Annotated in this window: 11 protein-coding genes; 7 read left to right on the forward strand and 4 right to left on the reverse strand. The window is 66.4% G+C overall.

Going from position 1 to position 13,744, the window contains the following annotated elements:
- Positions 1-536: 536 nt before the first annotated feature.
- The 3 genes from QMC96_09450 (at position 537) to glgP (ending at position 5,345) form a co-directional block, all read left to right on the forward strand.
- Positions 537-1,469: an ROK family protein gene (locus tag QMC96_09450; GenBank protein ID MDI6876981.1), complete on the forward strand. Its 933-nt coding sequence runs from the start codon at positions 537-539 to the stop codon at positions 1,467-1,469.
- A gap of 61 nt (positions 1,470-1,530) precedes the next feature.
- Positions 1,531-3,051 carry a 4-alpha-glucanotransferase gene (gene malQ / locus QMC96_09455; GenBank protein MDI6876982.1) on the forward strand — a complete coding sequence of 507 codons (1,521 nt, stop codon included), beginning with the start codon at positions 1,531-1,533 and terminating at the stop codon, positions 3,049-3,051.
- 65 nt (positions 3,052-3,116) lie between these two features.
- The gene (glgP, locus tag QMC96_09460; protein MDI6876983.1) at positions 3,117-5,345 is read left to right on the forward strand and encodes an alpha-glucan family phosphorylase; all 2,229 of its coding nucleotides are present in this window, start codon (positions 3,117-3,119) and stop codon (positions 5,343-5,345) included.
- A gap of 16 nt (positions 5,346-5,361) precedes the next feature.
- Here the strand turns inward: glgP and QMC96_09465 are convergent, their stop codons facing one another.
- The 3 genes from QMC96_09465 to QMC96_09475 form a co-directional block, all read right to left on the reverse strand.
- Positions 5,362-6,072 (reverse strand): glucose-6-phosphate isomerase family protein, encoded by a 711-nt coding sequence (locus QMC96_09465; GenBank protein MDI6876984.1) that lies wholly within the window; start codon positions 6,070-6,072, stop codon positions 5,362-5,364.
- A gap of 81 nt (positions 6,073-6,153) precedes the next feature.
- Positions 6,154-6,393 carry a PspC domain-containing protein gene (locus QMC96_09470; protein ID MDI6876985.1) on the reverse strand — a complete coding sequence of 80 codons (240 nt, stop codon included), beginning with the start codon at positions 6,391-6,393 and terminating at the stop codon, positions 6,154-6,156.
- A gap of 155 nt (positions 6,394-6,548) precedes the next feature.
- Complete coding sequence (locus QMC96_09475) at positions 6,549-7,817, reverse strand: PEGA domain-containing protein (GenBank protein ID MDI6876986.1); 1,269 nt, start codon at positions 7,815-7,817, stop codon at positions 6,549-6,551.
- A 115-nt stretch (positions 7,818-7,932) separates the two neighbouring features.
- Here QMC96_09475 and QMC96_09480 point away from each other — a divergent pair, with 115 nt between their 5' ends.
- Complete coding sequence (locus QMC96_09480; protein ID MDI6876987.1) at positions 7,933-8,877, forward strand: slipin family protein; 945 nt, start codon at positions 7,933-7,935, stop codon at positions 8,875-8,877.
- Between the two features lie 105 nt (positions 8,878-8,982).
- Positions 8,983-9,549: a flavin reductase family protein gene (locus QMC96_09485; protein ID MDI6876988.1), complete on the forward strand. Its 567-nt coding sequence runs from the start codon at positions 8,983-8,985 to the stop codon at positions 9,547-9,549.
- Here the strand turns inward: QMC96_09485 and QMC96_09490 are convergent, their stop codons facing one another.
- Positions 9,550-10,599: a trypsin-like peptidase domain-containing protein gene (locus tag QMC96_09490; protein MDI6876989.1), complete on the reverse strand. Its 1,050-nt coding sequence runs from the start codon at positions 10,597-10,599 to the stop codon at positions 9,550-9,552.
- Positions 10,600-10,887: 288 nt separating this feature from the next.
- Between QMC96_09490 and QMC96_09495 the strand changes: the two genes are divergently transcribed.
- Positions 10,888-12,633, forward strand: coding sequence for a PAS domain S-box protein (locus QMC96_09495; protein ID MDI6876990.1), 1,746 nt, complete (start codon positions 10,888-10,890; stop codon positions 12,631-12,633).
- Entirely contained in the window at positions 12,630-13,703 is a 1,074-nt protein-coding gene (locus QMC96_09500; GenBank protein ID MDI6876991.1) for a PAS domain S-box protein, read from the forward strand. Before QMC96_09495 ends, QMC96_09500 begins: the two co-directional genes overlap by 4 nt.
- Positions 13,704-13,744 lie beyond the last annotated feature (41 nt).

Raw genomic sequence — 13,744 nt, forward strand, 5'->3', positions numbered from 1 at the left:
GCCCCCTCCCCCTCAAAGGCCCCCTCCCTCCTTGATGCGATAGGCCTGTAATATCCGGTCCCACATACGGGATATCTTGTGCGAACACCTATTCCCACACTATCGTTCCCCTGCACTGACCGGTGGAATTCAAAATCTACCTCCGGCCGGATCGAACGACAGAGTTGCCTTCGCGAGATGCGAGATGATCCCTCTCCGCTGGAGTGCGACAGATATGGAAACCAGGGGAGGGGCTGGCAACGGTTCCGGTCCGTCCCCCTTTTTAGATCCTCATATCGCGGGTGGGGACGCGCCCGTCCCTTCCAACTCCTCCTTTCCGTATTGTGGTGAGACATTTCAGAGACAGGAGAACCGGCCAGCAGGAGAAGCAGAATGCGCAGACCATGTTTTTCCCCTCCACGAGCAGGGGCATAATCCCCCCACACCTCCGCGAACGTCCGGCGAACGGCAGAGCCGGTGCGGGATCGCCGAACCCCTCTGCCGGCAGCGGTCGGATTTTTATGCCTCCCCGCCCATCCGTCCCGGCAGGGAAGAAGATGAATCAGCCTGCCATAGCCGTCGACGTCGGCGCGACGAACACCCGCGTGGCCCTGGTCTCGCCGCAGGGGGAGGTCCTGAAGAAGGTGACCGCGAGGACCCCCGTCGGGGATCCCGACCCGATGGCGATCGCCCTCGATGTGATCGCCCGGATCCATGCGATCGCGGACGCAGGGGAGCTGGCGGCGGTGGCGGGGATCGGGATCTGCACCGCCGGACCCGTGGACCTGCGGAGCGGCGCCATCGTCAACCCCCCCAACATGCCCTACTCCCGCGTCCCGCTGGTCCGCCCCCTCTCCGAGCACTTCGGGCTGCCCGTGCGGCTGGTGAACGACGCCCGCGCCGGGGTGCTCGGGGAGGTGCGGTTCGGGGCGGGAAGGGGCTGCCGCAACGTGGTCTACATCACCATCTCCACCGGCATCGGCGGCGGGGCATACGTGAACGGGCGGCTGCTGCTCGGCGCGGACGGCAACGCGGCGGAGGTGGGGCACCTGATCGTGGATACCTGCTACAACCTGGGCTGCGGCTGCGGGCTCTGCGGCCACTGGGAGGGGTATGCCTCGGGGAGGAACCTGCCGGCCTTCTTCCGGGCCTGGTGCGGGGGCGAGGGATTCGCCCCCGCGGGGATGGAGACGGCGCGGGCCATCTTCGACGCGGCGCGGCGGGACGATCCGCTGGCGCTCCGATTCATGGAGGAGCTCGGGCGGATCAACGGACGGGGCGTCTCGAACGTGATCGTCGCCTACAACCCGGAGGTGATCGTCCTCGACGGCGCCGTGGTCCAGAACAACCCGGACCTGATCGTTCCCTGCCTGGAGAGGCACATCGACCGCTACCTGCGCATTCCCGCGATCCGGGTGAGTCCGCTGCGGGGGGAGGCGCCCCTGCTGGGCGCGGCGGTGCTCGCCGGCACGGGCGGCGGGGAGTACTGAGGCATCGGAGCGCCGCCGGCCGCCGGGATTCCCGCCCATACCCTTATGTATCTGCCACGTCATGGACACACGGAGAACGATCATGAAGACCCGACGAAGCGGTATCTTTTTGCATATCGCCTCCCTCCCCTCCCCGTTCGGCATCGGGGATCTGGGATCCGGGGCGTACCGGTTCGCAGATTTCCTCAAGGAAAGCGGTCAGACCTACTGGCAGATCCTCCCCCTGAACCCGACCCGGGAGCCCTGCGGGAACTCCCCCTACGACAGCCCCTCGGGGTTCGCCTACAACACCCTGTTCATCAGCCCGGAGCGGATGGTGCAGGAGGGGCTGCTGGACCAGAGCAGCCTGGAGATCGTGGCGGAGTATCCCGAGAGCCGCATCGACTACGGCTCGGTCTGCGCCCACAAGGCGCACATCTCCCATGTCGCGTACGAGGAGTTCCGCACCTCCGCTCTCTCCTGCGAGTTCCAGTCGTTCTGCGCCCGGAACGCCTACTGGCTCGACGATTACGCCCTGTTCGCCGCGCTCACCGCCCACTACGAGGAGCAGCCCTGGACCGCCTGGCCCCCCGAGATCCGGGACCGGGAGCCGGGGGCGCTCGCCGCCGTGCGGGAGGAGCTGCGCGACCGCATCGAGCAGGAGAAGTTCCTGCAGTTCGTCTTCCACAGGCAGTGGACCGACCTGAAGGACTACTGCCACCGCCGGGGCATCTACATCGTCGGGGATATCCCCATCTACGTCAGCTACAACAGCGTCGACGTCTGGACTCTCCCCCACCTCTTCCAGCTCGACGGGGAGAAACGGATGACCAGGGTCTCCGGGACGCCGCCTGACATCTTCAGCGCCACCGGCCAGCTCTGGGGCAGCCCGGTCTACCGCTGGGACGCCATGCGGGAGGAGGGCTATGCCTGGTGGAAGCAGCGGATCCGCCGCACGCTGGAGATGTACGACTACGTCCGCATCGACCACTTCCGGGGATTCTTCCAGTACTGGGAGGTTCCGGCGGGAGATGCGACCGCGGAGCACGGGCAGTGGGTCGACGGGCCGGGAGAGGAGTTCTTCCGCGCTCTCGAGCAGGACATCCCCTCCCTTCCGCTGATCGTCGAGGATCCCGGCGCCAACCCCCCCGACATCCAGCAGACCATCGACCATTTCGGCTTCCCGGGCATGCGGGTTCTCGTCTTCGCCTTCGGCGAGGATCTCCCGCGGAACCCCTTCATCCCCCACAACTACGACAGAAACCTGATCGTCTACACCTCGACCCACGACACCAACACCGCGCGGGGCTGGTTCGAGCAGGAGGCGGCCCCGGAGGACAGGGAGAGGCTCTTCCGCTACCTCGGGCGGGAGATAGATGCGGACGAGGTCAGCGGGGAACTCGTGCGGCTGGCGATGCAGTCGGTTGCGAACACCGCGATCCTGCCCATGCAGGATCTCCTGGGGCTCGGCGCGGAGGCGCGCATCAACCGCCCCGCGACCACCTCGGGGAACTGGAGGTGGCGCCTCACGCCCGAACAGCTGGCGTCGGCCCCGAAGGAGCGGCTGCGGGAGATGACGGAGTTCTGCAGACGGATCGGGTGAGCCGGCAGGCGAGGCGGCAATCCCGCAAAGGTGTTATTAGGGGGAGGGAGCTTATGCAGAGAATCATGGACGAGGTACGAAAAGAGCTGCATGAGCGGGTGCCGGAGCGGATCGCGGGCCTGATCGACCTGGCCTACAACCTCTGGTGGAGCTGGCATCCGCAGGCGCGGAACCTCTTCCGGCTCCTGAATCCGCAGGGGTGGCGGGTCACCAACGACAACCCGGTGATGATGCTGCGGATCACCCCGCGGTATTTCCTGGAGAAGGCGGCAAAGGACCCGAACTATCTCCACTACTACGACATCCTCATGTACCGCTGGAGGGGCTACATGGAGCGGCGGAGCCGCTGGTTCGCCGAACAGTTCCCCGCCCAGCAGCTCCTCACCATCGCCTACTTCTCGGCCGAGTACGGGCTGCACCACTCCCTCCCCTTCTACTCGGGGGGGCTCGGCATCCTGGCGGGCGACCACCTGAAGGAGTGCAGCGATCTCGGGGTGCCGCTGGTGGGCGTCGGGTTCATGTACGGGCAGGGTTACCTCGCCCAGCACATCAACGCGGAGGGCTGGCAGGAGAACATCTGCGAGCCCATCGAGCGGGACAACGCTCCGGTCAGCCGGGTGCGGGACGAGCACGGCAGGCAGCTGATCGTGCGGGTGCCCTACTTCGAACCGCCCATCCACGTCGCGGTCTGGAAGGTCGACGTGGGCAAGGTCCCCCTCTACCTGCTGGACACCAACATCGAGGAGAACGATCCCTGGAACCGCCCCATCTCCTCGCGCCTCTACACGGCGGACAAGGAGATGCGGCTGCGGCAGGAGATCATCCTGGGGATCGGCGGGCGCAAGGTGCTGCACACGCTGGGCGTGGACTACCACGCCGTGCACCTGAACGAGGGGCACTCCGCATTCGCCCTGCTGGAGCGGATCCGGGAGAGGGTGGAGAGCGGCGTCGAGTTCAAGCAGGCGCTGGAGCAGGTGCGGGGGACCTCGGTCTTCACCACCCACACCCCGGTGCCCGCCGGGCACGACTACTTCCCCTTCGATCTGATGGAGAAGTACTTCGGGACCTACTACCCGAAGCTCGGGATCGACTGGGACACCTTCCTCGCGCTGGGAAACCCCCCCGGGAACACGATGGACGGGTTCGTGATGACCGCGCTCGCCCTCCAGGCGTCCCGCTACCACAACGCGGTGAGCGTCATCAACGCCCGCGTGGCACGGGAGATGTGGCGTCACCTCTGGCCGGATCGCCCCGTCGATCAGGTCCCCATCGACGCGATCACGAACGGCGTGCACATGCCGACCTGGCTGGCGCCGGCGATGGAGAAGGTGATCGACAAGTACCTCTCCCCGGTATTCCCGCACTGGCAGACGGGCCACGACAATCCCGCCGTCTGGGACTTCATCCGGGATATCCCGGCGGCCGAGCTCTGGTACACGCACCTGCGGCTGAAGACGCAGATGATCAACCACATCCGCGAGGCAAAGAGGATGACCTGGGAGAAGCGGCGGGACGAACCGGTCAACCTGGCCGCCGGCGGGCTGATGCTGAACCCGGACATACTCACCATCGGGTTCGCGCGGCGGTTTGCCACCTACAAGCGCCCCGACCTGATCTTCTCCGATATGGAGCGGATCAGGTCCATCGTGAACAACCCCTGGGCGCCGGTCCAGATCGTCTACGCGGGCAAGGCCCACCCTGCCGACGAGGAGGGCAAGGCGGTGCTCCGCGGCATCTACATGCACGCCGAGAATCCGGACTTCGGCGGAAGGGTGGCCTTCATCGAGGACTACGGCGAGCAGATCGCGCACTGGCTGGTTCAGGGCGTGGACGTCTGGCTGAACAACCCCATTCCCCCGATGGAGGCCTCCGGGACGAGCGGCATGAAGGCCGGCATGAACGGCGCCCTGAACCTGAGTATCCTGGACGGCTGGTGGGCGGAGGGCTACAACGGGCGGAACGGATGGACCTTCGGCGCGGAGGAGGGCACGCCCCCGGAGAAGCGGGACGAGGCGGACGCGCAGTCGCTCTACGATGTCCTGGAGAACCAGGTGATCCCGCTCTACTACAGCCGGGAGCTCGACGGGATCCCCCACGCCTGGGTCGAGATGATGAAAGAGTCGATACGGAGCGTCGCTCCGCAGTTCTCGGCCCGGCGGATGATCAAAGATTACGTGCGGAAATATTACCCCTCGCTCCTGCTGGGCGCAGAGGCCTGCTACGTTCCCCCGCAGCCCGCAGGCGAGGCCAGACCCGCGCGGGTTCCCGCACGGAACGCCGGGTCGGAGCGCTGATCCCGCCTCCGACCCGTCACACCGGGGCGCCCAGCTGCTCCCGGTGGCGTTCCGGGTGGTTCAGGAAGTCCAGGCATTCTTCGCAGCCCACCAGGCGGTAGATGCTGCCGCCGCCGCAGAGATCGGGCATCGCGGGCGGGCTGGCGAAGCGGAGCGCCGGCACCACCCCGTACCGCGGGTTCTTCCGCCACTCGCCGCCGGCGCACGCGTAGTAGGCCGCCCCCTGCATCCGCTCGAAGAAGTCGTAGTCGCTGGCGAACCGTGACGAGACCAGGTTTGCCATGACGATCGCCTCGCTCCCGGGGTTGATGGTCACGTGGCCGTATCCCGGCGGCACCAGCACCCCCTCGCCGGCCCGGGCGTTCACGACCACCAGATCCGTGAGATCGCGGTGCTGGAGGAGGAAGTGCGCCTCCCCCGCGAGCACCTGGTAGAGTTCGGGATACTCCGTGCCCGCCTCGTTCTGCGGGTGATGGTGCCCCTTCGTCTTGACGTGCTCGCCGCAGAGCGCGGCCGGCGGGATGATCGTCATGTCGTAGCGGATGCTGTGCGCTTCCAGCCAGAGCCGGTCGGCGTCGGTCCGCGCCAGGTCGCGGTACATGTAGTAGAGGGGCTTGCCGAGGGCATCGCACTCCGGCTCCGCCAGCACGCTGCGCATGTCCTCCGTCGTGCGAAGGTCCGGTTCCGGGATGGGGCCGTCCCAGTACTGGCGCATCAGCTGGTACATGGTCCTTTCAGGGTATCCTTTCATCCTATAAGAAGGCAGCACACGCCCGGACCCGCAGTCCGCCCCCGGGACGGGAGGGATTCAGGTCCCCTTCTCCACGACCTCCGCTTCCGCTTCGATCACGCCCGGGGCCTCCCCCTCTTCGGGGACGATCAGCCAGGCGAGGATGTATGCCACGATGCCCGGGATAAAGCCCGTGATCACCGTCAGAACGACCCATGCCAGGCGGATGAGCGTCGGGTCGATCTCGTAGTACTCTCCGATGCCCCCCGCGACACCGGCGATGATCCTGTCGTCGATCGATCGGTAGAGTCTCTTCACCGTTTCACCTCCGGATACTGGACTCCGACCATCCTTAAAAACCTTTCCTCATCTTCGGGTGGATCCGGGCATATCTTCAGAAATGCGCCCTCTTGAGCCCTCCGGTGCCGGGTGGGGCGGAATGCCGCGAGTCAGGTTCTGGGGGGGGAATCCCCTCAGGCAGTGAAGGGATCCGACAGGGCTTCGGCGGGCTGGAAGTTGTCGCCGTAGACCACGCAGCGGATCCGGGCGGTCTCCCCTCGCGGGATCTTCAGAGTCGCTTCGGCCCTCCCCCGGGCGCCCTCGGGATAGTCCCCGAGATCGAGCGTGCAGTCGGGGGGCCAGACCATCCCCTCCCCCTGCGCGAGGGCGAGGGCGGCGAGATGCACCTTCAGACCGGCTGCCGCCCCCGGCCCGAGATTCTCGATCTCGCAGCGGACCCGGTAGTACGCGAAGCGGAGATCGGTGCGCTCCAGCTCCGCCGTGAACTGCAGGTCGATCCTTGGAGCCCGCACCATGGGGTGGACGATGGCGGTCCGGGATCCCGCCTGGAAGTCGGGAGGCACCTCCCCGATCGTCCAGCCGCGGCCGGTGGTCTCCAGGTAGCAGTACCGGGACCCCTCGAACTCGTAGCAGGTGCCGGCGGGGGGCTCCGGGCAGGCCACGCCGACGGCCATGTGGTCGGGGAGCTGGAGCAGGACCGCGCCGTAGCCCATCTCGTTCAGGAGCGCCGCCGCGAGGATGGCGGTATCCTCGCAGTCTCCCCCGTTGTCCACCAGCGTCTCCAGCGGGTAGCGGGGGTACTCGTCATAGCCGGTGGTCAGGTTGTCCGAGGTGTAGGGAAGCGACTGGACAAAGGAGATCAGGTGTTCGACGACCTCCCGCTCCGAGCGGTCCTCGCCGCTCTCCCGGAACTTCTGCACGATCCCCTGCAGGTATGGCCGATCGTACTCCGAGAGCGCATACTGGGCGTAATCCCGTTCCCGGTCGTGGGGGCGGCTGCGGTAATAGTCGTATACGGCTTGCGGGAGGGAGAGGGTGAATGTCGACTCCCTCCCTCCGTACTCCCAGCGGTAGGTGCGGGTATGGCGGGAGCCGCCGTCCGGCGGTGCAGGTGTGGCCGACGGGTCCGATGGGCCCGGATCCGGTGGGCGGTTCACGACGATGGGGGAGAGGTTGGCCTGCACCGGGAGGTGGACGAGAGGGAGCACGCTGACCGTATCCGACCAGGCGCCGAAGCCGCCATGGCGGAGCTCGAGGGCATGTTCGCCCGCGGCTACGCCCTCCAGGAGGAGCGGCGTCTCTCCCCGCAGGAGTCCGTCGAGGTAGACGTCCGCCCCGGCAGGGTCCGAGGCGACCGCGATCGAACCCGGGGGGAGGGGTTCCGTGCATCCGCCGGTGAGGGCGAGCGCCGCCAGCAGGGCGAGGATGCCCCATCTCTGCATACGGTCTGTACTGAATCCCTGGTCTATAGGAGCCTTGCGAAACGATCCGGGGCGAAGATCTGGAGCCGGGCGCTTCATCCAAAAGTATATCGTGCCGGGATGGATAGGCACTTGCATGAAACAACCCAATGCGCTGCAGTTCCTGATCTTCTTCCTGATCTTCCTGCCGGGTGCCTGGTTCGCGATCTCCGGTCTGCTGGAGACGGGTGCGCTCGCGTTCCTCTGGGCTGCCGCGATCTCTGCCGCCGTCGGGCTGCTCGCCGCCATGTCGTTCCGCGTGGCGGAACAGTGGGAGAAGGCGGTCGTTCTCCGCCTGGGGCGGTTCAAGGGGCTGAAGGGTCCGGGACCCTTCTTCATCGTACCGCTGCTGGAGACCGTCCCCTACTGGATCGACCTGCGGGTGATCACCACCTCGTTCCGGGCGGAGAAGACCCTGACCCGCGACACCGTTCCCGTGGACGTGGAGGCGGTGCTCTTCTGGAAGGTGGTGAACCCCCAGAAGGCGGCTCTCGAGGTGGAGGACTACCGCTCGGCGATCAGCTGGGCCTCCCAGACGGCGCTCCGCGAGGTCATCGGCAAATCGCTCCTCTCGGATATGCTGGAGGCCCGGGAGAAGCTGGACGCCGAGCTCCAGACGATCATCGACCTGCGCACCGAGCAGTGGGGCGTGCACATCAGCTCTGTCGAGATCCGCGACATTCTCATCCCGACCGAACTCCAGGACGCGATGTCCATGCAGGCCCAGGCCGAGCGGGAGCGCCAGGCACGGGTGATCCTGGGGGACTCCGAGCGCCAGGTGGCCCAGAAGTTCGAGGAGGCGGCCCGCACCTACCGCGACAACCCCACCGCCCTCCACCTGCGGGCGATGAACATGCTGTACGAGGGCCTGAAAGAGCGGGGCGCCCTGATCATCGTCCCCGCCTCCGTGCTCGACACCATGAACCTGGGAACGACCGCCGGGCTGGTGTCGCTCGGGCGGATGGCGGAGGAGGGGCGGGAGGAGAAGGTCCCAAGCGACAACGGGGGCAGCGCACCGTCAGCGGAGCGGACGGCGGCCTGAACTCTGTCTCCTCGGGCAGGCGTGCGGATCCCGCCGGGGGCGCTCCGTGCGGTTCCGGCAACCTCTTATGCCGGAACCTCCATATCGGGGTGAAGAGGAGGAGCCATGAAGAAGTCGCTGGGTGCAAAAGCTCTGCTCTACCCCACGCCCGTCCTGGTGGTGGGGACGTACGATCCGGGGGGGAGGCCCAACGTCATGACGGCGGCCTGGGGCGGGATCTGCAGTTCCGATCCGCCCTGCATCGCGGTCGCGCTGCGGAAGGCGACCCACACCTACGGGAACATCGTCGAGAGCCGGGCGTTTACGATCAGCATACCGTCGGAGGATCACGTCCGGGAGGTGGACTACTTCGGGATCGCCAGCGGGCGTGACCGGGACAAGTTCGCCGCCACGGGGCTGACGGAGGTGCGGGGGGACCGCGTGGATGCCCCCTACGTGGGAGAGTTCCCCATCGTCCTCGAGTGCCGCCTGCGCGACATCGTGGAGGTCGGGCTGCACACCCTGTTCATCGGGGAGATCCTGGACGTCAAGGCGGAGGAGGCGGTGCTGACCGGTACGGGGTTCCCGGACATGAAAAAGGTGATGCCCCTGGTATTCGACCCCGGCGTCCGGGGCTACTACGGGGTGGGGGAGTACCGGGGGAAGGCCTTCCACATCGGAAGGCTGCGCTGATCAGAGGCTCGGGGCGGCCTCGCTCGGGACGACGGTGATCCGCAGCCTCTGGACGCCGCGGATGACGTCCAGGTGCAGCGGTTTGCCGATGGCGCACTCCGCCAGGTGGCGGTGCAGGTCGTCCACGCTCTGCACGCATTCGCTCTCGATCCCGACGATCAGGTCGCCCTCCCGGATGCCGCCCCTTCCCGCCGGGCTCTGGCGGTCCACGGCGGCCACCTCGACGGCATGCCGGCTCTCCAGGCGGTGGAAGCGGGAGAGGCGGGGATCGAGGGGGCGGCTCTGCGCGGTGATCCCCAGGTAGCCCCGCCGCACCCGCCCGTGGGCCAGGACCTGGTCGAGCACGAAGCGGGCCGTATTCACGGGGATGGCGAACCCGATCCCCTGCGCCATCGCGATGATGGCGGTGTTGATGCCGATGATCCGCCCGCGGGAGTCCACGAGGGGACCCCCGGAGTTCCCCGGGTTGAGGGGGGCCGTGTGCTGGATGATGTTCTCGATCCGCCGCCCGTCCCGGCTGCGGAGGGCCCGCCCGAGGGCGCTCAGCACGCCGGTGGAGACGGTGGACTGGAACCCGAAGGGGTTCCCGATGGCGATGGCGAGCTGCCCCACGGACAGGGCGTCCGAGTCTCCCAGGGGTGCATGGGGCAGATCGGTCGCCTCGGCCTGCAGGACCGCCAGGTCCGTCGCCGGATCCGTGCCGACGAGCCGCGTCGGGATGGTCGTCCCGTCGGCCATCCGCACCTCGAGCGCGGTCGCACCGTGGACCACGTGGTCGTTTGTCAGGATCCGTCCGTCGGCCGAGACGATCACGCCCGAGCCGGCGCCGACCTGCTCGGAGCGGTAGCCCGGCATCCGCTTCCCCACGAGGATGTTCACGACCGCCGGCCCGACGGCGTTCACCACGCCGACGACCGCCTTCGAGTAGGCGTCGAGCAGATCCGCGTCCGCAGGCGGGGAGGGATCCGCTTCGACAGACGGCTCCGGCAGCGTGCCGGCGGCCGCCGCCCCGCCGATCATCCCGATTGGCTCTGCTGCTGCTGAATCCATGATGTGAACAGTATATATGCGCGAGCGGTAATCTATTTTATGCATATATTTTTATATATTAAAATTCGGTTGCCTGCGCGAATCGGAGCATTCTGCCGTCGGGAACGAGCGAGGATCGCACTGCCGGGAACGCGGCGCACAGAAATACGGGAGATGACATTATCTATTGGGATTTATGACTCATAACTCCTATAATTTACAAAAAAAATTTCTATATCAGAAAATGTTAAAATAAAAATATTTAAATACTTACATCGATTGATCTTATTAATCCTGTCTGGTTGTTGTATGCTCGCGCGCCCGCACTCCGATACGGCCTGGATCGTCCTGATCGTGCTCACATCGCTGGCAACGGTCGGGATCACCGTTGTCAGCCTCTCCCGGGGGGTCTACGACGTCTTCCCCTACCTCTACCTGATCCCCATCGTCATGGTCACCTTCGCCTTCCCGCACCGCGGCGTCCTCTGCTCGATCCTCCTGGGCGGGGTGTACATGGCGCTCGTCTACGCCTTCGGGCTCTTCAACCTGGCGCTGCTCACCATCAGCACGGCCTGGTTCTACGTCTTTGTCTCCGTGGGCGTGGTGATGTCCTCTCTCTCCGAGGGCATGAAGCGCGAGGAGAGGCGGTTCCGCGGGATCTTCGAGAACTCGCAGGCCGGGATCTTCACGATCGATCTCCCCTCCCGGACCATTGCGGAGGCGAACCGCCAATGCTCCGCTCTCCTGAACTACGAACCCGGCGAACTGGCGGGGAAGGATGTGGCCGTCATCTGGCCGGAGGTGGAGAACGGCCCGTTCCTCACCCGGGTCACCAGCCGGTACACCGTGATCGACTCCGAGGTGTGCCTGAAGAACCGGAAGGGGGAGATTCGCTGGGCCCTGATGTCCCTCGCGCCCACCGCGGATCGCCAGCTCGTCTGCTCCTTCGTGGACATCACGGAGCGGAAGCGGATCGAGCAGGCGCTCCTGGAGTCGGAGATCAAGTACCGCAGCATCGTAGAACGCTCGCTTGCAGGCGTCTACCTGATCCAGGACGGCCTCTTCCGCTACGTCAATCCCCGGTTCGCGGAGATCTGCGGTTACCGTCCCGAGGAGATGATCGACTGTATCGGGCTGCGGGATCTGGTGGTCCCCGAGGACTGGCCGATGGTGGAGGCGACCCTCGAGGGGCGGATTGCGGGCGAGCTCGAGGCCGTCCGCTACGAGTGCCGCTGCCGCACCCGGGAGCAGGAGATCATCCTCCTGGAGGTTCACGGCTCCCGGATCTCCTACGAGGGGCGGACCGCCGTCGTGGGCACCGCGCTGGACATCACGGACCGGCGGCAGGCTTCCGATGCCCTCCGCCGGGCGAACGAGAAGCTGAACCTGCTCGGGTCCGTCACCCGCCACGATCTCCTGAACCAGCTGACCGCCGTGCAGGGCTACATCGGGCTCGCCGAGGAGACTGCCCGGGAGGAGACGGTGCGGAAGTACCTCGCCAGCGCCGGGGGGGTGACCGGCAAGATGGAGACCCTCCTCCAGTTCACCCGGGACTACCAGAACATGGGTCTCCGCGAGCCCGAGTGGCAGATGGTGCGTGACGTGGCGCTCCAGGCCGTTCCGGCGCTGGACCAGGGCGGGATCCGGGTCGCCATCGCGACGGACGGGCTGGAGGTCTACGCGGACCCCCTCTTCGAGAAGGTCTTCTACAACCTGATGGACAACACCCTCCGCCACGGCAAGCGGGCGACCGAGGTGCGGATCTACCACCAGATCTCCGCGGACGGGCTCTTCCTGATCTACGAGGACAACGGGGAGGGCATCCTGGACATCGAGAAGGAGCTGATCTTCCGGCGGGGCTACGGCAGGAACACCGGGTTCGGGCTCTTCCTGATCCGCGAGATCCTGGCCCTCACCGGTATGACCATCCGCGAGAACGGCGATCACGGGAAGGGAGCCCGGTTCGAGATCTTCGTACCCCGGGGTAACTACCGGTTCGCTCCTGCGGCCCGGCAGAGCGAAGGTGAGATTGCACCGCTGGAGAGGAAGGCATGATCTCGGTTCTCTGCGTCGACGAGGAGAGCGGCCTGCTCGAAGTCGCCCGCATCTACCTGGAGCGGGAGGGGGACATGCAGGTGGATACCGCGCCATCCGGCATCCATGCCCTCGAGATGCTGAAGACCCGCCGCTACGATGCGATCGTCTCGGACTACCACATGGCCGGCGTCGACGGGATCGATCTCCTCAAGACCCTCCGCGCCCGGGGGGACAAGACCCCGTTCATCCTCTTCACGGGGAGAGGGAGGGAGGAGGTGGTGATCGAGGCGCTGAACCACGGGGCGTCCTTCTATCTCCAGAAGGGCGGCAACCCGAAGTTGCAGTTCGCGGAGCTCCGCCACATGATCCTCCAGGCGGTGCAGAGGCGGCGGATGGAGGTCTCCCTGCAGGTCACCCAGTTCGCCGTCGACCACGCCTCCGACGAGCTCTTCTGGATGGATCGGGATGGGCGGTTCCTGGCGGTGAACCACGCTGCCTGCCGGGCGCTGGGATACGACCGCGGGGACCTCCTGGGGATGACGATTGCGGACATCGATCCGTCGTATTCCGCCGATGCCTGGTCGGCCCTCATCCGGGAGCTGGCGGAGAAGGGATCCCTCGTCTTCGAGGGGAGGCACCGCCGAAAGAACGGAACCGTCTACCCCGTGGAGATCACGGCCAACTACCTCAACCTCGAGGGGAACGATTACCTGTTCGCGTTCGTCCGGGATATCACGGAGCGGAAGCGGGTCGAGGAGGTTGCACGGGCGTCGCGGCAGCAGCTGGCCGATATCATCGATTTCCTGCCCGATGCCACCTTCGTGATCGACCGGGACCGCCGGGTGATCGCCTGGAACAAGGCGATCGAACGGATGACCGGTGTCTCCAAGGCGGAGATCCTGGGGCAGGGGGATTACGCCTACGCGGTGCCGTTCTACGGGTCCAAACGCCCGATCCTGATCGACATGATCGGGCGGGGGGATGCGGAGGTCGCATCGCAGTACCAGTCCCTCCGGAGAGACGGGGAGACCCTCTTCGCCGAGACCTTCGTGCCCTCGATCTGCGGAGGGCGGGGAGCCTATGTCTAGGCGAAGGCGTCGCCCCTCTACGACCAGCGCGGCAACCTGGC

This window comes from Methanomicrobiales archaeon (assembly GCA_030019205.1).
Classification (GTDB): domain Archaea; phylum Halobacteriota; class Methanomicrobia; order Methanomicrobiales; family JACTUA01; genus JASEFH01.